The following is a 23883-nucleotide window of genomic DNA, read 5'->3' on the forward strand; positions in this document are numbered from 1 at the left end:
TTTTCCATGCCATTTGCGTTTATTTGACCCAGTTGCCTTTGCGGAAGATCGGCTCTATCGTGCCGTCCGCAAGTTCCCCGTCGATGTCGAGATCGGCGGAGCCGACCATAAAGTCGACGTGCGTCAGGCTCACGTTGGCTCCTCTCGCCAGAAGTTCCTCCTGGCTCATCTTGGTCCCGTTCTCCAGGGTGAACGGGTAGGCGCTTCCGACGGCAAAGTGGCAGGACGCATTTTCGTCGATACCCGTGTTGTAGAAGATCCGGTTCAGATTCGAAATCGGCGAATCGTGCGGCACCAGCGCCACTTCTCCGAGACGTTTCGCACCCTCGTCGGTATCGAACAGGGATTTAAGGTGCTCCAGCCCGACTTCGGCGGTATAGTCCACCACGACTCCGTCCTTGAACGTGAGCTTGAAATTATCGACGAGCCGGCCGCCCAAATTCAGCGGCATCGTGCTCGATACGGTTCCGTTGACTCCGTCGCGCTTCGGCATCGTGAACACTTCTTCGGTCGGCATGTTGGCGACGAAATAATCGCCCTGCTCGTTCTCGCCCCCGCCGCCGAGCCACAAGTGGCCTTCGGGCAGCTCCACCGACAGGTCCGTTCCCGGCGCTTTATAATGAAGACGGCGGTACTTCTTGCCGGTCAGCCGCTCATGCGTCTCGGACAATTGAGCGATGTGCTCTCTCCAGGCGGCGACCGGGTCGTCTTTATCGACACGGTTCATTTTAAAAATCGTGTCCCACATGACGGAAACGCGCTCGTCCTCGGGCAGGTCGGCGAAAACTTTATCCGCCCACGCTTTAGTCGGCGCTTTGACGAGACACCAGCTGAACTTATGGTTGCGCACATAGCCCTGAAAGCGTTGTCTTGCGATCGAGGCCGCTTTGCTGGCACGTGAAATCTTGCCCGTATCGATGCCCTTGAACAGCTCGGGATCCGGTACCTTGATGTTCAGCAGGGCTCCGTTTCCTTCGGCAAGCTGTTCCATCATTCTCGCCGTCCACTCCGGATAGAAGTCAAACGACTCGTCAGGCGCGGATTCGTACCGGATGCGTGTCGTCTGCTCGTCGCTCCAGTTCACCTCGACGAATTTGGCTCCCGCTTCGTAAGCTTTTCTGACGACATGACGCGTAAACTCCACACTTTCGATCGGCGATTCAATGTACAGAATCTGTCCCGGTTGAATGTTAACGCCTACTTTTACGACCAGTTCGGCATATTTCTCCAGCTGTTTCTGGAATGATGTCATGAAGGACAACCCCCTATGTAAATGATTCTGATGCACCCTTTTACTCTACTCCTCCGTCTCCAAAAAAGAAAGTCCGCTCCATTCTCGGAAAGACCTTTTGAATTTCTTCGCTTTCTGCTCCCCTGGAGACAAGTTTCTTATAAGAAGTCCTTATTTTTTAGAAAAAAGGAGAAAATAAAAGAAAACCGATTATTAAAGCGTTATTATCGGCTGTCAGTGAAATGAAACGCTTCCTTCTCTTCGTTATAATGTCTTGTAGTGATCAACGGCCCCGACTTTCCTGAGAGTGGATAGTCACCCTATTAACCTGCAGGTACAATAACAGAGGAGGATTTCCAACTTGCTTAGACAACTGAATAGAACCTGGTTTTCCAATCCGCGCAGCGATATTTTGTCCGGGATCACGGTAGCGTTGGCGCTTATTCCGGAAGCGATCGCTTTCTCGATTATCGCCGGGGTCGATCCCATGGTGGGACTCTACGCCTCGTTTACGATGGCGTTCGTCATTTCTTTCTTCGGCGGCAGAGCCGGCATGATTTCGGCGGCTACGGGTGCGATGGCGCTGGTTATGGCCCCGCTTGTCAAAGAATACGGGCTGGAGTATTTGTTCGCCGCGACGGTTCTGACCGGAATCCTTCAATACATTCTCGGCCTGCTTAAGCTCGGCAAACTTGTCCGCTTCGTGCCCCAATCGGTTATGACCGGTTTCGTGAATGCCTTGGCGATCCTTATTTTCACGGCACAGCTCACTCATTTTGTCGGTCAAAGCTGGGTCATGTATGCCCTCGTCGGCGTCACGCTTGCCATTATTTATATCCTGCCGAGATTTACGAAGGCGATTCCATCCGCGCTTGCGGCTATCATCCTGGTTTCCACTGCCACCATTTCTTTCGGCATCCCGGTCAATACGGTCGGCGATATGGGCCGGATCACGAGCTCGCTGCCTTTGTTCCATGTGCCGCAAGTCCTGTTTACGTGGGATACCTTGAAAATTATTTTCCCGTACTCCCTGTCTCTTGCTTTCGTCGGTATTCTCGAATCGCTGCTCACAGCCACGATCATAGATGAAATGACCGACACGCCAAGCGATAAAAACCGCGAGGTCCGCGGTCAAGGCACGGCCAATATCGTGACCGGCTTCTTCGGCGGAATGGCGGGCTGCGCCATGATCGGACAATCCGTCATCAACATCAAATCGGGCGGACGGACCCGTTTGTCCACACTGGTTGCAGGTCTGTTCCTGCTCTTCCTGATCCTTGCGCTCGGTCCCGTCGTCGAGAAAATTCCGATGGCGGCTCTCGTCGGTGTGATGATTATGGTCTCCATCGGTACGTTCGATTGGAAGTCCCTCCCCCAATTGACGAAAATTCCGCTGTCCGATGCGCTTGTTATGATCGTCACGGTAGCGATTGTCGTCGCCACTCACGACCTGTCCAAGGGAGTGTTCGCCGGCGTTCTGATCAGCGCCGTCGTTTTCGCCTGGAAGATGGCCAAGATCCGTACGACAGCAAAGCTGAGTGCAGACGGAACTAAAACATACACGGTATCCGGCCAGATGTTTTTCGGCACGATGACACATTTCATCGAGCAGTTCGACTACATGAACGATCCGCAGCGGATCACGATCGATTTCTCCCATTCCCACATTTGGGATCATTCCGCCGTCACGGCTATTTCCAAAGTGGTGCTGAAATACGATCTTCTTCAAAAACGGGTGGCTATCACGGGACTCAACGAAGAGAGCCGCCGGCTCGTAGAGCGGGTCGGCCTCGCGGCCCCCGGCGGACACGGATAAAAAAGCGCATCCCGGTTTTTAACCGGGATGCGCTTTTTGTTATACACACGGGAGGCGTAACCTCCGGTTGTTCACATCTACCGGTTCTCACTTACGTGCGGAAGAGAAACCCTGGACGTAGGTGCACCCGGGCATCAGGTTGTTTTTTTATCTCCGATTGCGTTACTATGGAATAAAAACCGTCGCTGCTTACTGTCAGACGCAAGTAGGAATATTTACGCCTGTCTTCATCCGTGACGGAAGGAGGCCACCATCTTATGGAAGAAGTCATCATTGTAGGAGCCGGTCCTTGCGGAATCTCGGCTGCCGTCGAATTGAAGAAAGCGGGCTGCCCCGCGCTCGTGATCGAGAAGCACTGCATCGTGAACTCCATTTATTTGTACCCGACCCATCTCCAGTTTTTCAGCACGCCCGACCTGCTGGAAATCGGCGATATTCCGTTTACGACGCCGAGCGACAAGCCCAGCCGCCAGGAAGCTCTTTTTTATTACCGGAACGTTGCCCGGCATTACGATTTGAACATCCGGAGCTACGAGGAGGTCACTTCCATCCGTAAGAAGGACGGCCATTTTGTCGTCACTTCCGTAAACCGCGGCGGACAGCACATCGAAACCGAAACGAAACATGTCGTCATTTCAACGGGATATTTCGATACGCCGAACCTGCTCGGAATCCCCGGAGAGGAACTTCCGAAAGTAACCCATTATTACCGGGAGGCCCACCCGTATACGAATATGAAAGTCGTGATTATCGGCGGAAATAACTCGGCTATCGATGCGGCTCTTGATCTGATGCGCGTCGGCGCGGAAGTGACGGTCGTGTACCGGCAGGAGCAGATGTCCCCGTCCATCAAGCCTTGGGTGAAACCGATTTTCGAGAGCATGGTTGCCAAGGGCCATATCCGCATGCTCTACTCTTCGCGTGTCGTACAGATCGACGATCTGACGGTAACCATCGACACGAACGGGACGCAAAGCGTGCTGGATAACGATTTCGTCCTGGCCCTCACCGGATTCCGGCCCGACCGGACCTTGATGATCGAAGCGGGCGTAGAGCTTCAAGGCGAGCATATGAAGCCCGTCTATAATCCCGAGACGATGGAATCCACCGTGCCGGGTCTGTATGTAGCCGGCGTTATCGCTTCGGGCCACAATGCCAACGAGATTTTCATCGAGACGGGCCGCAAACATGGCGTGGCCATCGCGCAGCATATCGCATCGAAGGGGCAAAACGCTTCATCCCGCTAAATTTACCCGGCTGCCGCTGCCTGGCAGAACGCGCCGCCGCGATAAGGAGGAACCGGCTTGTTCGAACGGAAAGATTACTTATTGACGATGATCACGCAGATGACCGAAGCGATTGCGACCCGCATCCTCAAGCTTCGCAAAGAGAAGAAGCATGCGGAAGCGCTGGCCGAGCTCGGCGAGCTGTACGGCCGGATGCAGCTTCCGCCGTCCAAGCTGCTCGGCTCTGTTCCGGAGGAGGACGCCCTCCGCATGATGATGACGGGAGCCTCGCTGAGCGGCGAGAAGCTTCTGGCGGCCGCCAAGCTCCTCCGCGAGGAAGCGGACATTTACGAAGAAATGTCCGGGGAGCGCGAAGCGTACCAGCGCAGGGTCAATGCGCTGTATTTTTATTTGACGGCGGCTGATCTAGGCGCGGAGTCGGACGATATCTCCCTTCACGCGGAGATCGCCTACCTGAACCACCGGCTGAAAGCATACCGACAGTCCGAGACGGTCTTGTACAAGCTCATGGAGTACTGCACCGCTGCCGGAAGCTATGACGAAGCGGAAAACCTCCTCTATGAGCTGAAAGGCAGAGATTCCTCGGGAGACGGAGAGCTTCCCGGGTTGGGCCTTGCCTTCTACCGGCGGCTGCTCGCTTGCAGCGACGAGAAGCTGATCGCAGGTAAGCTTCCCCGCGACGAAGTCGAAGCGGGCCTGCGCGAGTGGCAGGCGGCCTGGCCCCGGATCTCGGCCGGAGGGACAGGCACCCCCGCCGCCGAGAACGCGGAGAGCGCCGGCTGAACGGCGGCCCGCACGGGCTGGACCGGGACGTCCAGCGCTTTATGCACCTGACGCATGAGGTGCCTGACGAGCGGATGGCTGCGCGCCAAGCGCGTGGGTTCGCTCGTCAGGCACGTGGAGCGCCAGACGCGAACGCCCGATCCGGGCCTGCCGGTTGACCGCTTATCGGCGAATTAGCCGCTCCCAGAGCGAAGTGCCGAGCAGGCCGGCTTGACCTTGAGGTAAACGGCCTGCTCTATTGACCCGCTGACGCTTCCAAAGGAATCATGAGCGGGCCGTCAGCGTTTAGCGCCCCCTAAGAGCCAACAGTGCGCAGCGCGGCTTGCCGGGCGGCATTCAACCGCTAACAGCGCATCGCTGCCCCTGGTTAACCGTATGGCTACAGTATCCGTTTGCTCTGCTCCCACAGCAGTAGAGCGCCTCATCCACAAAAAAGGACCGTTCCGGACAGCCTTCAAAGGCTGGCGGAACGGTCCTTTTATTAAACTATCCATGTCGGGCGCTTTAGCAAGTCCGTTAAACTCCGGCTTACTGGAGTCCGCGCACCTCAAATTCGTAAATCCGGGCCGCCGTATCCCCGCCCTGGCTCGCTTTAACGATATTCAGCTTCACATAGCGAGCCTTTACAAGCGCTACGGCGTCGTTCGTCTCGCCCGCCCGGTTTCCTTTTACTTCCAGGATATCCGTCCACGTAACGCCGTCCGCACTCACCTGCAGCGTGTAGTCGCTCGTGTTAAAGCCTGCCCATTCGCCGCCGGCTTCCGCATGTTTAAGGACAAAACCGCTGATCGTCCGCTCCGCTCCCAGGTCCACCGTGAGCCAGTGAGGCAGGCTGCCAAGAGCGCACCATTTGCTGTTGCCCGTGACCTTGCCGTCTACCGCGTATGCCGCTCCTTCCGCAGGACCGCAGGCGTTGTCCGCCTTGGCGGTTTTGCCCAGCGCCAGGTTAACGGCCGTACCGGCGTCTTTGCTGACGGTAATAAGCGCATCCTTGGTCACGGAATCTTGACCGGCGCTGTTTTTGGCCGTGAGCGTTACGCTGTACGTTCCTTCTTTGGCAAACGTGACGACCGGTTGTTTGTCTGTACTTGTAGAGGGGCTTCCCCCCTCTATCGTCCACAGCCATTCTTCGGTGACTTCCGTCGACTGGTCGATCAGTGTCACCTGCTCACCGGGAGCGACAAGCGTTTTATCCGTTTTAAAACGGGCCGCCGGTTTCGGATAAGCCGGCCACTTGATCGCCGCCTTGGCGGCTTGCCCCGCCCGGTACTGTCCGTTGACCGCGACCACTTTCAGTACGGTCGTGTCTTCTTGACTGCTTCTTTTCATTTCGGGTACATAGTAAACGTTATTGGGAGTAGCTCCTATGAACTCCTCTTTACCGTCCGGAAGCACGCGATAAATTTCGTACTGCTTCACGTCTTTGTCCAGGGCCGTCCACTCCAGGCGGGCATCGCCGTAAATGCCGTCGCGAAAATCGGAACCGGTGACCTTGAGGTCCTTGACGGCCGGCAGAGGCGCCTGCTTCTCCTCCTTCGTGCTGCTGACCGAAAGCTTGCCGACGTTGATCGCGTAGGCCGGGATCGTTTCTTTCGAGTCGAACACGAGCGAAATCGACGAAATGCGCTTTCCTTTATAAGGCGTCAAATTAAACGTTTCGGTCGTCCAGCCGGTCTGAACTTTATCTTTTACGTCCAGATAGACGACTTCGTCCTTCGGATCGGCAAAAGTCAGGGCCACTTTCATACTCGGTTTTTGCGAAGTTTTATACGTGACCGACAGTTTAGTGGCCGGTTCGACGGTCAGGTCCGTCCGGTACAGCTTGAGGGTCGTGGCATTGGCCGGACTCAGCGTGCCTTCCACCTTAAGTGAGCTGCCGCCGTAATAGGCGTCCGACCAGTCGAGGCTCGGTTTAAGCGCGGTTCCCTTACTCTCCGCCATCCAGCGCCAGGTCGGCAAAATATCCTGCAGGCTGCGGTTGTTCCAGCCTTTGTCGCGCACGAGTTTGCCGTCCGCGTAGTACTGCTCCCCGCTTCCCGTGTTGAAATGCGTGACGAAAGGCAGCCGGTCAACCGGGGATTGTTCAACCACGTAATGGGCCATGCCTTTCCAGGCTTGATTCGTATCCGTGCTGCGGGGATCTCCGTTCTGGCCGACCCAGAATTTATTCTCCCTCGCGAAAAAGTCCTTCATGCCGTCCGCGCTGTTAAACGCCCAGTCGGGACGGTAGATGCCCAGCGAAGTCGCCGCCGGTTTGCCTTTCGGGAACAGCAGGTCCCACTGGATGCCGGTGTCGTAGCCCTTGGCCTCGACGTCGATGCCCGCGAACAGCTCGTACGGGCTCCGGCCCAGGCTTTTCGCTTTGGCGGCCGAACCCGCCAGATCTCTCCACCAGAAGTTAAGGAACATGCTGTCCGAAACTTTCTGCTGCTTGTCCTGCAGGAACATCTCGTTCTTGTCGTTCAGCGCGTTCTGCCAGCTGATCGAGCCGTCTTCGGTCATGGAATCGTACCACATGATCTGCATGGACGGGGATTTGCGGGCCTCCAGATATTTCAGGAATTCCTTCATTTTCTGGGCATCCGCCGGCGTGCCGCCCTCGGTTTCCTGGTTGATGAACCAGCCGTCGAAACCGTACGTTTTCGCCACTTCGATCAGCTTATCGGCTACCGGGAACGAGCCGTCCGGCTTCTGCTGGAGCGTCTGCTTCACCCAATCGTATTTGCCCCCGTACACGCTCGGCGGGAAAAATACGGTGCCCATGATCGGCACGCCGTTCTTATGGGCGGCGTCTATGGCGTCTGCGCTTGGCGGCACGATGATGCCTTCTCCGGCCGAGCCCCCCCAATAGACGAGCTTGTCCACATACTGCCAATAACCGAACGTATTGGCCGTGAATTTGTCCGAGCCCTGCGAAGGAACGCCGCTCGTTCCCGCGTTAAGGGCGGACAGCGCCACGATTTTGGGCTCCTTGGACGCATTTGCGTTCACCTTCTCGCCCGTAAAACGTTCCTGCAGCGGGATCGAGCTGCGGTTGAATTTCGCATCGGGATCGGATCCCGGGCTCCACTTTAGCAATTGCTCCGGATACCAGTACGAGGAATGGGGCTGCGCTGCGGACGCGGATAAACCCATTGCCGCGAACGCCGCGAAGGATACAGCCAGACTGACGCCAATCTTTTTCATTTGTGACCTCCTATGTAAGTTGAGACATGCACGTGCAGCGGGACGGCAATCGCGCCTAGAGAATGAGGCGCCGGACCGACTCTGCCTGCCGGATGAGAATTCCGAATCATTTCCCTCCTGTTTGTCGCCGGCTTGGTAATGATTACGCTTTCATTATAACAACGAGGCCAATTCGCTTCCTAGTGGTGGAATTAAAGGTTGCATGTACATATTAAATACGTTTGGCGGAGATTTCCTTCCCGTCCTCGCCGTATCCGGAATCCATAAAAAAAGCGGCCGCACGTCTGATATGATCCCCTCCAAGTAGACCATAGTGCGCTTTTCACACACGATCCGCTTAAAGGGGTACTATCACGACCGCGGCCGCTTCTTTACTAGAGAGAACGTACTCTCATTTCTTCTCCGCTTTCCATGTATCGAACTGCTTTTGAGCTTCGGCCATGACTTTATCGAGGCCGGCGGCTTTCATTTTTTCCATCGCTTTCGGCAGGTATTCATTCGGATCTACGGACCCTGTCATAATAGCCGGGTAAAACTCGCGGGCGATTGCGGAAATGGCCGCCACTTCGGTTTTGACCGGATCGACGTCGAAGTTGAAACCGAATGTCGGCGAGACTTTGGCCGAATCGTTAAACTTCTTGAACGCCTCCCATTTGTCGGCCGGTTCTTCTTTGTGCAGGTACGTCAGGTACATGTTTCCGAGCGCAAAGCCCGGCATCTGGTAGCCGTCCTTCAGCGCAGGCAGGTCTTCAATGACATTTTCGGACACTTTCTTGTAGTGCGTGCCTTCGATTCCGAAGCTGAACAGGTTGCGCAAATATTTATCCGTGTTGAGCAGGTTCAGGAACATCATGGCACGTTCCGGATTTTTGGAGTTCGCCGAAATCGCGTGCATCGCGCCGGAAGCCGAGCCGGTGAACACGACCGGGTCCTGCATCGGAGTCGATACGATATCGTAGCCTGCGCTACGGGACCAGCCCAGATCCGCGTACGGCTGAGTGATCTCGCGGTCTACGAACCATTTGCCCGTCTTGATATTGTCGATGCCGTCAAGCGTGGCGACATCCTTGCGCAGATATCCCGCCCGGTAGTAGTTGCGGATCGTTTCCAGAGAAGCTTTCAGCTCGGGGGTCTCCAAAATATTGACGAATTTGAAGTCCGAAGCGTTTTCCTGGATCTTCATTCCGACCGGGAATTCATCCCCGAGAATAAAGTCGTACGGAATATACGGCTTGAATCCCTTCGGTACGGCAAGCGGTGTAATGTCTTCCGGTTCGCCTTCTTTAATCTGTTTCAGGTAAGGCTCCAGGTCTTGAAGTGTACGTACTTTGGTCATGTCGATCTTGTATTTGTCCACGTATTTCTTGTTGAAACGCCATACCCACTGCTCGCCAAGCTCCTTGTTGACCGGAACGGCGTAGTTCTTTCCGTCGATTTTGGTTCCTTCGAGGAATCGGGGATCGAGCTCTTCCTTGATGCCCTTGCCGTATTTATCGAGCAGGTCGTTCAGCGGCATAAACGCGCCCTTAGCCGCATTGGTGCGGTACTCGAACGCCCACGAGGACGTGAAGGCGATATCGAAATTTTCGCCCGACGCGGAAAGCACCTGCATCCGTTTGGAATAATCGCCCCAGTCGATCATCGTAATATCGAGCGTCGCGTTAATCTTTTCCTTTACATATTTATTGATCTCTTCCTGAACTTTAGGCAAATCCCGCTGCGGGCCGCCGATTAGGTACACTTTCAATTTAACTTCCTTCTCGGTCGAATCGCCGGCGCCCTGCTTGCTGTCTCCGCCCTCGCTTTTGCTTCCGCAGCCTGCGAGCAAGGAACTGAGTGCCAGCATCAGTGCGAGCATGAACACAAGTGCTTTTTTTCCCGCCATTCCTGATTCCTCCTGACAAAATAGTAATGATAACGCTTTCTTTATAGGCATGACCTCTCCTACGGCCTTGTAAAGAAGAAGGCCTTGAAGCCTACTCTTTTACCGAGCCGATCGTCAGCCCCTGGATAAAATATTTCTGGAAAAACGGATAAGCGAGCGCAATCGGCAGGGTGGCTAATACGACCATCGCCATACGCACCGTTTCCGTCGGAAGCGAGGCCGCAATATCGTACGACACGACCTTGGAACTGTTCTGAACGACAAAATCCATATTGTTCTGAATACGCATCAGCATCGTTTGAAGCGGGATCAGCGTCGGCTTATCGATATACAGCAGCGCATTGAACCAATCGTTCCAAAAAGCGAGCGTACTGAATAAGCCGATCGTCGCAATGCCCGGCAGTGAAATCGGCAGCACAATTTTCGTAAAAACGCCGAATTCGGTTGCGCCGTCTATTTTGGCCGATTCTACAATGGCGTCCGGAACCGTCGTGGAGAAGAACGTCCGCATCACCAGAATGTAGAAAGCGTTCAGTACCGACGGCAGAATGAGCGCCCAAATCGAGTCGCGCAGATGGAGAAATTGGGTCACCACGATATACGAGGGCACCAGACCTCCCGAGAACAGCATCGTAAAAAAAGCGAGAAAGCTGAATAATCTCCGCTGCTCGAAGCTTTTTCTCGATAGTGCGTACGCATACGTGGCGACGAGATAGAGCGTAAGCAAAGTGCCGAGCACCGTCACCAGAAGCGTGACTCCGAACGACTGAAGCAGCTGCTGCCCCGAGTTCATCAGAAACCGGTACGAAGCTGTGCTTAACTGGCTCGGCACAAGGCTGAATCCTTCGATAGCGAGTGTTTTCTCGTCGGTAAACGAAATGATAATAATAAACAGAAACGGAAACACGCAGGACAAAGCGAACAAACCCACGCCCGCCGAGAACACGAAATTCCAGAACGGCGAAATCGCATTCAAATCTTTCGGCCTCTTGCCCCTTCGGGCTTGCGCCGTCGTCCCTGCCTTAACCGATCCGCTCAAGTCTGACATTGCTGGCACCCCCTAGCCGGATCCTTGCTGCTTTTACGTTTAAAAAACGGCATATTCTTTTTCGATCTTCCGCACCGCATAATTGGCCGTCAGGACCAGAATCAGGCCCACAACCGACTGGTAAAGTCCGGTAGCCGTACTCATTCCCGTATCGCCCATAACCGTCAGTCCGCGGTAAACGAACGTATCGATTACGTCTGTAACCGGATACAAAGCACCCGAGTTTTTCGTCACCTGGAAGAACAAGCCGAAGTCCGAGCGGAAAATACCACCAAGCGCCAGCACGGTTAAAATAATCATCAGCGGTTTGAGCTGCGGAAGCGTTATGTACTTGATTTGCTGCCATTTGCTGGCTCCGTCGATCATCGCGGCTTCGTAATACGAACGGTCGATTCCCGCAATGGCGGCGAGATAGACGACGCTGCCGTAGCCGATGTTTTTCCAGATGCCCATAAAAATCAGGATGTACGGCCAATATTTCGGCTCGCTGTACCAGTTGACGGGATCGGCTCCGAAATACGCGAGAAGCTGGTTGAACACGCCCTTTTCCATATTGAGAAAAATCAGCACAAAGTAACTGATAATGACCCAAGACAGGAAATAAGGCATAAACATGGCCGTCTGATACACTTTGGTCAGCCGTTTGTTCAGCAGCTCGTTCATGACGATCGCGAAACCGACCGCACAGACCAGTCCCAGAAAAATCAAAGCCAGATTGTACAAAATCGTATTGCGTGTGATGATATACGCATCGTTGGTGGAGAACAGAAACTCGAAATTTTTGAGTCCTACCCATTCGCTGTTAAAAACGCTTGCAAAAAAGCCGTCCGGATGAATACGAAAGTCTTTAAACGCTACGATCGTACCAAACATGGGCAGGTAGGCAAAAACGATAAACCAGATCGCTCCCGGCAGCACCAACAAGAGAAACGCCCGGTTTCTCACTAAACTTTTCACGATGCCAGGCACGGCGCTTTTCCCTCCTTTGCCTTTTCTTAGGTTGTCTTCTACGGTTGTTAATCCCCTATAATCAACAACGGTAACTCACGCGGGACTTTCCGTCTCGCTCCCGTTTTCATTATCCCCGCTGACTGCCTCCGCCGTATAGTTGAAAAATCTAATCCAAGATGGAGAAATTAAAGAAATCTTTCGTGATTTCATAAAAAAAAGCACGCCGGTGCAGGCGCACATGCATGCTTTTTCCTATTTTTACCTTTTTGTATACATAGAGCGGAGTTCCGTCGGCGATACCCCGGCGTATTTTTTGAACGTCCTGTAAAAGTAAGACGAGTCCCAATAGCCGACCTCCTGGGCGATCTCGGCCGTCTTCCCCTCCGTATGGAGAAGAAGGTGCGTAGCCCGCTCCACCCGGTACTGGTTCACATAATCCGAGAAGCTGGTCCCCACCTCCTGCTGAAACAGCTGCCCGAGGTAATTCGGGTGCATGTGCAGCTTCTGGCTGAGCGTCTTCAGCGACAGCTCCCGGGAGTAGTGTTCTTTCACCTGCTCCAGCATCGCCGCTACATGAGAGCTGTACTCGCGGACCGCATCGGACTGGCTGTCCAGCATCCCGCTTGCCACCCGTTTGATCTGTGCGGAAAGTCCGCTCAGCGTCTGAATCCGGGAAAGGGCCGCGAAAACTTCGCTGTAATCCGGCTGCTTCTCCATCTCCTTGACCGCCAGCATAAGCTGAATGGCCGCATTGAAGTAAGGCTGCCTCGGGATGGGATTCGCGCTATCGTCCCGGACAAAAAACGTGTCCGCAAACTCGTCGATCTCGTCCCGTTTCCCCTCCGCCAGCAGCTTGACGAACCGGTCCATCGCGGGTTCCAGCTGAGCCGGACGCTCTTCGTCCCGGAAGGCATAAGCCGCCAGGTCGTCGACGATCACACCGGGATGTTCGCTCATTAAGTGTGCCTGATACCACGCTTGAACGGCGCGGGCGCTGGCCGGATACCCCTGATACAGCTCTTCGGGCTGACCCGCCGCGCACCAGACCCGAAACCCGGTGAAGCCGGCGATCCACTCCGCCATTCTCCGCAAGGCCGGAAGCACTTTGACCTCGCTCCCGCTTAGGGCGAACAAGATCGTGATTTCATCGCCGTCCCCCGGAAAAGCGATCACTTCGCAGTTCTCCGGCAGCTCCTCCGTTCCGATCCGTTCGCACTCCTCGGCCAGGCCGGGAAGACGGTAAAACTGGAAGGCAGGCTCGTTTTCCGTCACGATCCGCAGCGCTGCCGAACGGTAAACCTCGTGATCGATAGGAATGCCGAGCATCCTCGCCCGCTCCCTGAACTCCTTGGTGTCGATAGTCCCGTTCGCCCAGCGGTGCAAAATATTGTTGCGCAATATTTTCCAGTCTTCATCCAGGCGGAACCGGCTGATTTCTTCCCGTTCCCAATCCCGCAAAATATGCTTGACCGTCGATTCCAGCTCGTCGATATTGATGGGCTTGAGCAGGTAATTTTCAATGCCCAGCAAGATACCTTCCTTCACGTATTTAAATTCGTCGTAGCCGCTCAAAATAATGAATTTCGTCCGCGGATTCAGCAGTTTGACCCGGCGCAGCAGCTCCAGTCCGGTCATTTCCGGCATCATAATATCCGTGATGAGCAGGTCCACCGGCTCTTCCTTCAGCTTGTCCAAGGCCTCCCGGCCGTTTCGGGCGGAGCCTGCGATTTGCAGGTCGTACTGCTCCCAGGGCAGCAGGTTGTACAGCCCCTGGACGATAAGCGGCTCGTCGTCGGCAAAAAATAGTTTTCTCATGAAAGCACCTCCCCCTGTATCGCCGGAAGTTTCAAAATCACTTCACAGCCTTGATCCGGGCCGCTGTTGACCGCGAGTCCGTATTCGCTCCCGTAGTGGGAGCGAATACGCTCGTTCACGTTGAGAAGGCCCAGCGAACCGCCGCCAAGCGCATCGGAATCCGGCTTCCTCGCCAGCCGCTTGCGGATTTCGGCCAGCTTCTCCGGCGGCATTCCTTTTCCGTTGTCCACCACCCGGACGACGATGTTCTCCTCTTCGCGCACAACGCTTACCGCGATCCGGTTCGAGTCCGATTCGGGCCGGAACCCGTGCACGAGGTAGTTTTCGACGACCGGCTGAATGAGCAGCTTGACCACCTGGCAGTTGGCCGCGTTTTTATCCAGGTAGGTCTCGACCTCCAGCCTGTTTTCAAAGCGGTACTGGAAAAGCTTCAAGTACATGCCGTTCATCTCCATCTCTTCCGCCAAGGTCACATTCGTCTGCTTGCGGATCATGTCCCGGAACAGGGCGGCCAGAATATAGATCATCTGACCGACATCCCTCGCCCCGGACGTGATGGCCTTCATACGGATGCTTTCCAGCGTGTTGTACAGAAAATGAGGGTTGATCTGCGCCTGCATCGCCACGAGTTCGGCATTCTTCTGCTTGATTTCCGAGCGGTACACCTGGTCGATGTACGTTTCGAGCCGGTCGCACATGTAATTGAAATTTTGGGAAATATCCTGCAGCTCATCCTCGCCGGTCAGCACGATGCGTGCGCTCAAATCGCCTTCCTGAAGACGCCGGATGTGCGTCACGATTTTGCGGATCTTTTTGGAATATTGCCGGATGATCGTAAACGTAAACATAAAACTTATCGCAATACAAAGGGCAGTAATCCCGATTAGACTCAGCCGGATTGTATGCATGCTCTGCTCGATCCGGGATTTCGGGATAATCCCCGCGATTGTCATTCCGGTGTTGCCGACGGTCAGCACGTTCACCTTGGACGGCTCTTCGAGCTCCACCCAGTCCTTCTGCTCCTGAAGCTGCTGCCAGTACGGATAGATCTGCCCCTGATAACGATTTTCGGAATCGTAAATGACCTGCCCGCCGGACGTCATCATCAGCATTTTAGCCCCGCGGTCCTTCAGCTTGCTTTCTACCAGGCGCTTGATCGCATCCGTATTCAGATCGAAAACAATGGCCCCGTATTTTTGAAGCGACACGGTATCTTTTAAAATATGGGTGTACGAGTAGACCGGTCCGCTATCTTTCCGCGCCTCCCACAGGACGGATCCTTTGTCTGTCAGCTGCCACTGATGATTGACGGTGGAATCGAACCAGCCGGGGCTGTCCTGCGGAATCTCCGACGGATAATAAAACCGCTGGCTGCCGGGATTCATCAAATAAAAAAAGCGCTCCCCCTTGCTGTACAAAAGAATATTCGCGATGGAAGGCTCGTCTTTGAGAAACGACCGGAGCTGGCTGTCGAAATTTTTGGGTTCCGTTCCGCTGCTCTGGATGTACTGGTTCAGCCGCCTTTTTAAATAATCTTCATACTCGTTCGATAAAAAATAAGTCAAATCCTCGTTAACCGCCGCGTCCGTGTACAGCTGCTGGATGGCCGAATACATCCGTTCGTACAGCTGATTCAAGTTAACGCTTACAAGATCCAGATCTTTAAGGACGCGGTCCGTCTGCTCCCGCACGCTGCGCTGCTCATAGTACTGATAAGCCAGGATGGACACGCCCAGAAACAGCAGCACCATGACAATCGAGTAAAAAAGAAGAATTTTGTTAAACATCCGTTTTTTAAGGTGAATCCGGTAAAACGTTTTTAAGCTCGGCATGGGTCGGCACCGTCACTTTCGGTCAATTCGCGTATAAGCTTATCACCGAAGGGGGAAATTAGGCAATTGCATTCCCCTCTCTCCACGGACTATAATAGAGCCATCCCTATAATCACCCGTACCTCCATAAGACAGGATTTTCCTCCTTTTCTCGCTCCCTAATCAGGTTCCAACAGGGGGTTTCTTCGACATGTTCCTCACCGAACACAAATTGCAGTCACGTATCCGTGAACTATCCGAGCTTCGCTACCGGGATAAGCATCCCATACCGTCTTTTCTTTCTCTTGAAGACAAACGCAAAGAAATCAATCCGAGCCTTCCCGCTCCCGCTGAGGACTGGAAGACGATGAACGTCGGCAATACGTGGACGGGCCGCGATCTTTATTTGTGGCTGTCCGCTGAAATACATATTCCGCAAGACTGGTCCGGCAAACGCATTCTCGGCCGCTTTGATTTCGGCGATACGGGCGGCGGCAACAATTCGGGATTCGAATCTTTGTTTTACTTGAACGGCAAACCGTATCAAGGGGTCGATTCCAATCACAAAGAAGTGTTCCTCCCGGACGATGCGGCGGGTACCTCCCGGGACCTTTTGTTCCGCCTGTGGTCGGGACTGGAAGGAGGCGGGCAGCCCCAAGATCAGACGCATGCCATCCGGCAGGCCGAGTTTTGCTGGCTGGACGAAGCCGCGGACGACCTGTACTTCACCGCGCAGGCGGCACTGGATACCGTCCGCATTCTGGATGCCAACGCTCCCGAGAGAACGGCGCTGCTTCATGCTCTGAATCAGTCGTTTAAACGGATCGACTGGACCGAGCCTGCCTCCGACGATTTTTATGCGTCGGTAAATGCCGCGAGAACCGAACTGAATACCCGTATCGAGCGGATGGACAAAAGATCCGATGTGACCGTGACCTGTGTCGGTCATACGCACATCGACGTGGCCTGGCTGTGGCGGCTCAAGCACACCCGGGAGAAGTGCGCCCGTTCGTTCTCCACCGTGATGCGGCTCATGGAGATGTTCCCGGACTACACCTTCCTGCAGACCCAGCCTCAGCTGTACGAATACGTCAAACAGGATTACCCCGAGCTGTACGAGGCGATCAAGGAGCGTGCGGCGGAAGGCCGCTGGGAAGCGGGCGGAGGCATGTGGCTGGAAGCCGACTGCAACCTCACTTCCGGCGAATCGCTGGTCCGGCAGCTCTTGATCGGCACCCGCTTCCTGGCGGACGAGTTCGGCACGGAATGCAAATATTTGTGGCTTCCGGACGTTTTCGGCTACAGCTGGTCCCTGCCGCAGATTTTGAGGAAATCCGGCATTCATACGTTTATGACGACGAAAATCAGCTGGAACCAGTACAACCGGATGCCGTTCGATACATTCCACTGGCGCGGAATCGACGGTTCCGAGGTGCTCACTCACTTCATTACGACACCGGAGCCGTGGTCCGGACCCGATTCCTGGTTCTATACGTACAACGGCCAGATTATCCCCAAAACCGTAAAAGGTATCTGGGACGGCTACCGCGATAAGGAGATGAACCAGGAGCTGCTGCTTTCCTACGGCTACGGGGACGGAGGCGGCGGTGTCAACCGCGACATGCTGGAGATGCGCCGGAGATTGAACAACCTGCCCGGCCTGCCTAACGTGGAAACGGGGCGCGCCGATGACTACTTTGAACGGCTGCAGGAAACGGCTGCGGACACCGACGCTTACGTGCACACGTGGGACGGGGAGCTGTACCTGGAGTACCACCGGGGCACTTACACGAGCCAGGCTTACAACAAACGGATGAACCGTAAGCTGGAACTCGCTTACCGCGAAGCGGAATGGCTCAATGCCATGCAGAGCGTACTGCATAACGATTGGAGCCTGTACAAAGGCAAGGAACTGACCGAAGGCTGGAAGATCATTCTCCGCAACCAGTTCCACGACATTATTCCCGGTTCTTCCATCCGTGAAGTGTATGAGGACAGTGTCATCGAATACGAAGAAGCGGAAGCGATCGGGCGCGCTGTCGACGAACAAGCGGTCGAGGCGATTACCGCAGGCAAGGATCTTTCCGGTGCAGACGCCTTCATCGTTTGGAACTCGTCGCCGTGGACGGTAACGGAGCTTGTGACGATTGCGGCTCCGCAGCAGGGAAAATCCGGGCAATGGCTTGACTTGCAAGGTCATGTGCTTGGGGCGCAGCTTCATGATAATGTGTGGATCGTGGAAGTGGAAAACATTCCGCCTATGGGCTACACCACCGTCAAGTTCGCGGCCGATTCCGGGCAAGCGGAATCACCGAGTCCTTTCGCGTGGAATCAAAGCGGGATTGAGACGCCGTTTTATGCACTGGAATGGAACGCGCAGGGTCAATTAACCCGCATCTACGATAAAGAGCAGCGTCGTGAAGTGCTTGCTCCGGGCGCAAAGGGCAACGTGCTGCAGCTTTTCGAGGATAAGCCGCTCGCTCACGAGGCGTGGGATATCGATCTTTTTTACCAGGAAAACATGCAGGAAATCCGGGATTTCACAGGCGCGGAAATGGTCGAGGAAGGGCCGCTGCGTGCCGTGATCCGCTTCAAATGGGTGTACCGGAACTCATCCGTCAGCCAAGATCTGGTGGTGTACGCCAGCCACCCGCGCATTGATTTTGTGACGGAAGCCGACTGGCATGAGCAGAAGCAGCTGCTGAAAGCGGCCTTCCCCGTCGATATCCGGACAACGGAAGCGACCTTCGATATCCAGTTCGGCAACGTGAAGCGGCCGAATCACTGGAACACGAGCTGGGACTGGGCGCGGTTCGAGACCGTCGGGCACCAGTGGGCCGATCTTTCGGACCGGGGCTACGGCGTCAGCCTGCTCAACGACTGCAAGTACGGATACGACATCAAGGGCAGCGTGATGCGTCTCACCTTGATCAAATGCGCAACCCACCCGGATACCCATGCGGACCAGGGGCATCATGCCTTCACCTATTCCCTGCTTCCCCACCGGGGAGATTGGCTGCAGGGCCAGACCGTGAAGCAGGCCTGGATGCTGAACAGCCCGCTACGGGCTTCGGCGGGAGCCGCGGAAGTTCCATCCCGTTCGATGTTCACTTTGTCGGGAGACACCGCTATGATCTCCGCCGTCAAAAAAGCCGAAGATTCCGGCAAAGTCATCGTGCGTGTTCACGACTATTCCGGAAGCCGCAACGCGCTTCAGTTGACGAGCGATTTCCGCATCGTTTCCTGGCGGGAAACGAACTTGATGGAGAAGCCCGTAGGGCCTGTCGTCCATGAAGGAACGCTTTCTTTCGTGCTCCAGCCTTATGAAATCAAAACGTTCGAGATTGAACTCCAAGCGTAAGCGTCCCGTCAGATGACGGCTTGGTGCCAACGCGAACACGAAAAAAAGCTTCCTCAGCCATACGGCGGGGAAGCTTTTTTGGGCTGCGGCAGACAACCCGGGTGACGGGAATGGGACTCTATTCCGCCTGACGCTTAAGCGGAAGCCAATCCAGAACCCGGCTGATCTGCTGATCCCAGTAACTCCAGTCGTGGATTCGCCCCTCTTCCTCTTCATAAAGGAGGGGAATATTCAGACTATGCACATAATCGCGGAAGGCGATATTTTCGTCGTACAGAAAATCATCCGTCCCGCAGCACTGGTAAAGAGCCGGCAGCTTCGTCTTCTTCTCTGCCGCATGACGGGCCAGCGCGAACAGATCGCTTGCTTCCAGCAGCTCCCGGTTGTTTCCGAAAACGAGACGGAAATCTTTGGGGAACCGCTGTTCGATCTTGCTCGCCTGAGTAACACCCGACAAACTGGCGGCGGCCGCGAACTGTTCCGGCTTTTTCAGCGCCCATTTGAAAGCCCCGTAGCCTCCCATCGACAAGCCGGCGACAAAGTTGTCCTCCCGGCGGTCCGATAGCGGAAAAAAGGAACGGCATACCTGCGGAAGCTCCTCCGACAGAAATGTCCAGTAATCGTAGCCGTTCTCCATGTCGGTATAGAAACTGCGCGCCGCATTCGGCATCACGACGGCCAGCCCGAGAGGAGCGGCATAACGCTCGATAGCCGTTCTCCGCATCCAGATCGAATCGTCGTCCGACAACCCGTGCAGCAGATACAAGGTCGGGTGCTTGCGGCCCGTCGCGCTGCCCTCTAACCCGATTTGGCTGGTCGTCCGCTGAGGCAGAATCACTTGGATAGAAGTTGACATGCCGAGTACTTCGGAATAAAAATCACATTGGATGAAAGCCATGCTGCCCATCTCCTCCTTGTTTATATTTACCAGGGGTAAAATAACCGTTGACTTCAAAAAATCCTTAGGTTATACTCGGAATTGTCATTTTACCGTCTAATTTCGGACAACCTCATACTATACCGATTCTTATCAAGAGTGGCGGAGGGACAAGGCCCTGCGAAGCCCGGCAACCGATCGCAGCAATATGCGCGATGACAATGGTGCCAATTCCTTCAGGATCCAGGCGGATTCTGGCAGATGAGAAGGTCGTTTTCGATACCGGAAAAGCCCTTTTTGTCTTTACAAAATGGGCTTTTTCTTATTTTTCAAACAAAGAAGGTGAAGCAATTGATCGAAATCAGGAAGCTGCGCAAGCAATACGGCAGCGGATCCCGCATAACACACGCCCTGAAAGAAATTAATCTCACGATTGATAAAGGCGAGATTTACGGCATTATCGGCCACTCGGGCGCCGGCAAAAGCACCCTGCTCCGGACGATCAATCTCCTGGAGCGCCCGACCGAGGGCAGCGTCGTCGTGGACGGCGTTGATCTTACGGCACTCAGTACCAAGAAGCTTCAAGATCAGCGCCGCCGGATCGGCATGATCTTTCAGCATTTCAATCTCCTCTCCTCCGCCACGGTGGAAGAGAACATCGCATTCCCGCTTCGCCTGGCCGGTACGGCCAAATCGGAAGCTCGGCGTCGGGTTGCCGAGCTCCTTGCCCTGGTCGGACTGACCGAGCACGGCAAGAAGTACCCGGCCCAGCTGTCCGGGGGCCAGAAGCAGCGTGTCGGCATCGCGCGGGCACTTGCGACGAATCCGCACGTCCTGCTGTGCGATGAAGCGACTTCCGCACTCGACCCGCAGACGACGAATTCCATTCTCAATCTGCTGCTGGACATCAACCGCAAACTGAAGATCACCATCGTGCTCATTACGCACGAAATGCAGGTCATCCGCTCCATCTGCGACCGCGTTGCCGTCATTCATGAGGGCCAGATCGTGGAGCAGGGGCCAGTGGCGGAAGTTTTCCTGAAACCACGGCACGACGTAACCCGGCAGTTCATCGAACAGGTTGCGGATTCGGTCGAAATCGAGAAGCCGGACGCGGCGGGAGTTCCTGCCCAGGACGGCACGGTGCTGAAAATCACGTTTCTCGGTGAAACTACGTACGAGCCGATTTTATCCAAAACGGTTCAGCAGACAGGCGTGACGTTCTCCATCCTGCAGGGAACCATTTCACGGATGAAAAACACGCCTTACGGCCAGCTCGTCGTTCGTCTGCAAGGCCCGCGGGATGCGGCGGAGAATACGATCCGCCTCCTGCGTGAGCATGGCCTGGATGTGGAGGTGTATTCGAATGGATTGGTCTAAAATCGATTGGAGCGAAATCGGAACCGCCACGAACGACACGATGATGATGCTCGGCCTTTCGGCCCTGTTCACGTTCGTGATCGGGCTGCCGATCGGCGTACTGCTCTATCTGACTTCGAAAGGAAGTCTGCTGGAAAACCGCACGTTCAACATCGTCATCTCGTTTGTCGTCAACGTGCTGCGTTCCTTCCCTTTCATCATTCTGATGATCGCCGCAATACCGCTGACGAAGCTTCTCGTCGGCACCTCCATAGGCGTCAAGGGAACGATTCCGCCGCTTGTCATCGCGGCCGCGCCTTTCTTCGCGCGTCTCGTCGAGACGGCACTGCGCGAGGTGGACCGCGGCATTATCGAAGCCGCCCAGTCTATGGGCGCGGGCAGATTCCAGATCGTCCGCCGCGTCCTGCTGCCGGAAGCTCTTCCCGGCCTTATCGCCGGCATTACGATCACCACCGTTACGCTTGTATCCTATACGGCTATGTCCGGTATGGTCGGCGGCGGCGGACTCGGCGACCTGGCTATCCGCTACGGATACCAGCGTTTCCAGACGGAAGTCATGATTGCGACCGTCGTTATTTTGCTTATTCTCGTGCAAATTTTGCAGATGATCGGAGACCGTTTCGTTCTCTATTTCACACGCAAATGATGCGATAGATAACCGAATCCAAGGAGGAAACCCTGATGAAAAAACGTTCACTGATCGTCTTATTTCTGATCGTCGCCATGACGGCTCTTGCAGCCTGCGGCAAACAAAAAGCCGAACCTTCGGCTACGGCTACACCGGCTTCCGGCGCAGGTACCGACGAGAAAGCCGCCGTTACCTTGAAAATCGGCGCGACTGCCGTACCGCATGCCGAGATTCTGGAGTCCGTTAAAGACAAACTGAAAGCGGAAGGCGTTAACCTGGACATTAAAGTGTTCACGGACTACGTTCTGCCGAACACGCAGCTTAACGAGAAACAGCTGGATGCCAACTTCTTCCAGCATCTTCCTTACTTAGAAGAGTTCAATAAAAGCAAAGGCTCTAAACTTGTCAGTGTTGGAACCGTTCATATCGAACCGTCCGGCGGCTATTCCCGTAAAGTGAAAGCGATCGGCGAACTGAAAGACGGCGCAACGATCGCCATCCCTAACGATCCTTCCAACGGCGGACGCGCTCTCGCTCTTCTGGAGAAGAACGGCCTGATCAAGCTGAAAGAAGGCGTCGGCATTGCCGGAACCGTGAAAGATATCGTAGAAAACAAGAAGAACTTCAAAATCAAAGAACTCGAAGCGGCTATGCTGCCGCGTGTACTGGACGAAGTCGATCTTGCCCTGATCAATACGAACTACGCGCTTGAAGCGAAGCTGGTACCTGCCAAAGACGCTCTTTTTGTAGAAGACAAAGATTCCCCTTATGCCAACATTGTCGCGGCTCGCGAAGACAATGCGAAATCCGAAGCGGTTCAGAAGCTGATCAAAGCTCTGCAAACGCCTGAAGTGAAGAAATTCATTGAAGACAAATACCAAGGCTCCATCCTGCCTGCGTTCTAAGAACGACGAACAGGAACGAAAAACCTTTCCGCCGGATAACCGGCCGGAAAGGTTTTTTTATTCGCGTCTAGCGGCTTAACGATAAGCCTTGATAAATTCGACGGCCTTGCGGATATCTTCCGCGGGATCGTCGCCGACTTCGCGCTCAATCGTCAGATAGCCCTGATAACCGATTTCTTGAAGCGCCTGGAAGTAGCGGTCGAAGTCGACCTTGCCTTCTCCGAGCGGCAGCTCTTCGAACAATTCGCCCTCACGGAGCATATCGGCAATGCGCTCGTGCGCCATCGGCTCGAAACCGACCGCGCCATACAGGATACGGGGATCGAATTCTTTATGGCGCAGGCCGTCTTTTACGTGCGTGTGCACGATATAGTCTTTCAGCGTATAGACGCCCTGAACCGGGTCGTCGCCCGTCACCATAATCATGTTAGCCGGGTCGAAGTTCACGGATACTCCGTTCGTGCTGAGGGTATCCAGGAAGCTCTTCAGGTGAGCGGCCGGTTCTGGGCCGGTTTCGATCGCGAAGTAAGCGTCCACACTCTTGGCGTATTGGCCCAGCTCTTCGCACGCTTCCTGCATCGCTTCGTAAACGTCGTCCTTCTCGGACGGAACGATCCCGATATGGGTCGTCACGATATTGGTGCCGAGTTCCAGAGCCAGGTCCAGAACGCGTTTGGATTTCTCGATCTTTTCTTTGTTCTCGGCCCGGATTTGGAAGCCGTGACCCCCGAAGTCGCCTACGAGTGCCGAAACCTGCAGCCCGAGCGAATCGATGTAAGCTTTAAGCTCCTTACGCTGCGCGGCAGTCAGGTTGTCCGGGTACATTTCGCCCTTAACGGCATAAATCTGTACACCGTCGGCGCCGACATCCTTCGCTTTCTGAAGGCCTTCGCGGACGGGAAGCCCGAAGCTGTCTACGATAACCCCGATCGGGTTCGGAACGCGGATACTCATGATAT

16 protein-coding genes and 1 riboswitch are annotated in these 23883 nt (G+C 54.9%); of the genes, 7 read left to right on the top strand and 9 right to left on the bottom strand.

Annotated elements, in window-relative coordinates; translation table 11 throughout:
* Positions 1–19 precede the first annotated feature (19 nt).
* Positions 20–1252 (bottom strand): aminopeptidase, encoded by a 1233-nt coding sequence (locus AC58P5_RS04720; RefSeq protein ID WP_497384891.1) that lies wholly within the window; start codon positions 1250–1252, stop codon positions 20–22.
* 340 nt (positions 1253–1592) lie between these two features.
* Between AC58P5_RS04720 and AC58P5_RS04725 the strand changes: the two genes are divergently transcribed.
* From AC58P5_RS04725 to AC58P5_RS04735, 3 genes are all read left to right on the top strand, one after another.
* Entirely contained in the window at positions 1593–3047 is a 1455-nt protein-coding gene (locus AC58P5_RS04725) for a SulP family inorganic anion transporter (protein WP_497384893.1), read from the top strand.
* Between the two features lie 257 nt (positions 3048–3304).
* Positions 3305–4294, top strand: a complete 990-nt coding sequence (locus AC58P5_RS04730; RefSeq protein ID WP_497384894.1) for a YpdA family putative bacillithiol disulfide reductase — start codon at positions 3305–3307, stop codon at positions 4292–4294.
* 57 nt (positions 4295–4351) lie between these two features.
* A complete protein-coding gene (locus tag AC58P5_RS04735; RefSeq protein WP_497384895.1) occupies positions 4352–5077 on the top strand; it encodes a DUF6483 family protein in 726 nt (241 codons plus the stop codon).
* Positions 5078–5605: 528 nt separating this feature from the next.
* Here AC58P5_RS04735 and AC58P5_RS04740 read toward each other — a convergent pair.
* From AC58P5_RS04740 to AC58P5_RS04765, 6 genes are all read right to left on the bottom strand, one after another.
* Positions 5606–8263 carry an endo-beta-N-acetylglucosaminidase gene (locus tag AC58P5_RS04740; protein WP_497384897.1) on the bottom strand — a complete coding sequence of 886 codons (2658 nt, stop codon included), beginning with the start codon at positions 8261–8263 and terminating at the stop codon, positions 5606–5608.
* A 391-nt stretch (positions 8264–8654) separates the two neighbouring features.
* Positions 8655–10148, bottom strand: a complete 1494-nt coding sequence (locus AC58P5_RS04745) for an ABC transporter substrate-binding protein (protein WP_497384899.1) — start codon at positions 10146–10148, stop codon at positions 8655–8657.
* A 91-nt stretch (positions 10149–10239) separates the two neighbouring features.
* Positions 10240–11196 carry a carbohydrate ABC transporter permease gene (locus AC58P5_RS04750; RefSeq protein ID WP_497384901.1) on the bottom strand — a complete coding sequence of 319 codons (957 nt, stop codon included), beginning with the start codon at positions 11194–11196 and terminating at the stop codon, positions 10240–10242.
* A 39-nt stretch (positions 11197–11235) separates the two neighbouring features.
* Positions 11236–12165, bottom strand: a complete 930-nt coding sequence (locus tag AC58P5_RS04755; RefSeq protein WP_497384902.1) for an ABC transporter permease — start codon at positions 12163–12165, stop codon at positions 11236–11238.
* 240 nt (positions 12166–12405) lie between these two features.
* A complete protein-coding gene (locus AC58P5_RS04760) occupies positions 12406–13962 on the bottom strand; it encodes a response regulator (RefSeq protein ID WP_497384903.1) in 1557 nt (518 codons plus the stop codon).
* A complete protein-coding gene (locus AC58P5_RS04765) occupies positions 13959–15794 on the bottom strand; it encodes a cache domain-containing sensor histidine kinase (RefSeq protein WP_497384904.1) in 1836 nt (611 codons plus the stop codon). Before AC58P5_RS04765 ends, AC58P5_RS04760 begins: the two co-directional genes overlap by 4 nt.
* 190 nt (positions 15795–15984) lie before the next feature.
* On the opposite strand from AC58P5_RS04765, the gene AC58P5_RS04770 reads away from it, so the two are divergent.
* Positions 15985–19134 (top strand): alpha-mannosidase, encoded by a 3150-nt coding sequence (locus AC58P5_RS04770; protein ID WP_497384906.1) that lies wholly within the window; start codon positions 15985–15987, stop codon positions 19132–19134.
* A 118-nt stretch (positions 19135–19252) separates the two neighbouring features.
* Here the strand turns inward: AC58P5_RS04770 and AC58P5_RS04775 are convergent, their stop codons facing one another.
* A complete protein-coding gene (locus tag AC58P5_RS04775; RefSeq protein WP_497384908.1) occupies positions 19253–20032 on the bottom strand; it encodes an alpha/beta hydrolase in 780 nt (259 codons plus the stop codon).
* Positions 20033–20158: 126 nt separating this feature from the next.
* Positions 20159–20279: riboswitch (SAM riboswitch) on the top strand.
* Between the two features lie 83 nt (positions 20280–20362).
* On the opposite strand from AC58P5_RS04775, the gene AC58P5_RS04780 reads away from it, so the two are divergent.
* The 3 genes from AC58P5_RS04780 to AC58P5_RS04790 are packed head-to-tail and all read left to right on the top strand — an operon-like array spanning position 20363 to position 22924.
* Positions 20363–21391 carry a methionine ABC transporter ATP-binding protein gene (locus tag AC58P5_RS04780; RefSeq protein WP_497384909.1) on the top strand — a complete coding sequence of 343 codons (1029 nt, stop codon included), beginning with the start codon at positions 20363–20365 and terminating at the stop codon, positions 21389–21391.
* A complete protein-coding gene (locus AC58P5_RS04785) occupies positions 21378–22037 on the top strand; it encodes a methionine ABC transporter permease (RefSeq protein WP_497384910.1) in 660 nt (219 codons plus the stop codon). The genes AC58P5_RS04780 and AC58P5_RS04785 overlap by 14 nt, the downstream gene beginning before the upstream one ends.
* Before the next feature lie 35 nt (positions 22038–22072).
* A complete protein-coding gene (locus AC58P5_RS04790) occupies positions 22073–22924 on the top strand; it encodes a MetQ/NlpA family ABC transporter substrate-binding protein (protein ID WP_497384911.1) in 852 nt (283 codons plus the stop codon).
* Positions 22925–22999: 75 nt separating this feature from the next.
* Here AC58P5_RS04790 and AC58P5_RS04795 read toward each other — a convergent pair whose 3' ends face one another.
* Positions 23000–23878, bottom strand: a complete 879-nt coding sequence (locus AC58P5_RS04795; RefSeq protein WP_497384912.1) for a sugar phosphate isomerase/epimerase family protein — start codon at positions 23876–23878, stop codon at positions 23000–23002.
* Positions 23879–23883 lie beyond the last annotated feature (5 nt).

The sequence above is a fragment of the Paenibacillus sp. JT31N7 genome (assembly GCF_059692095.1).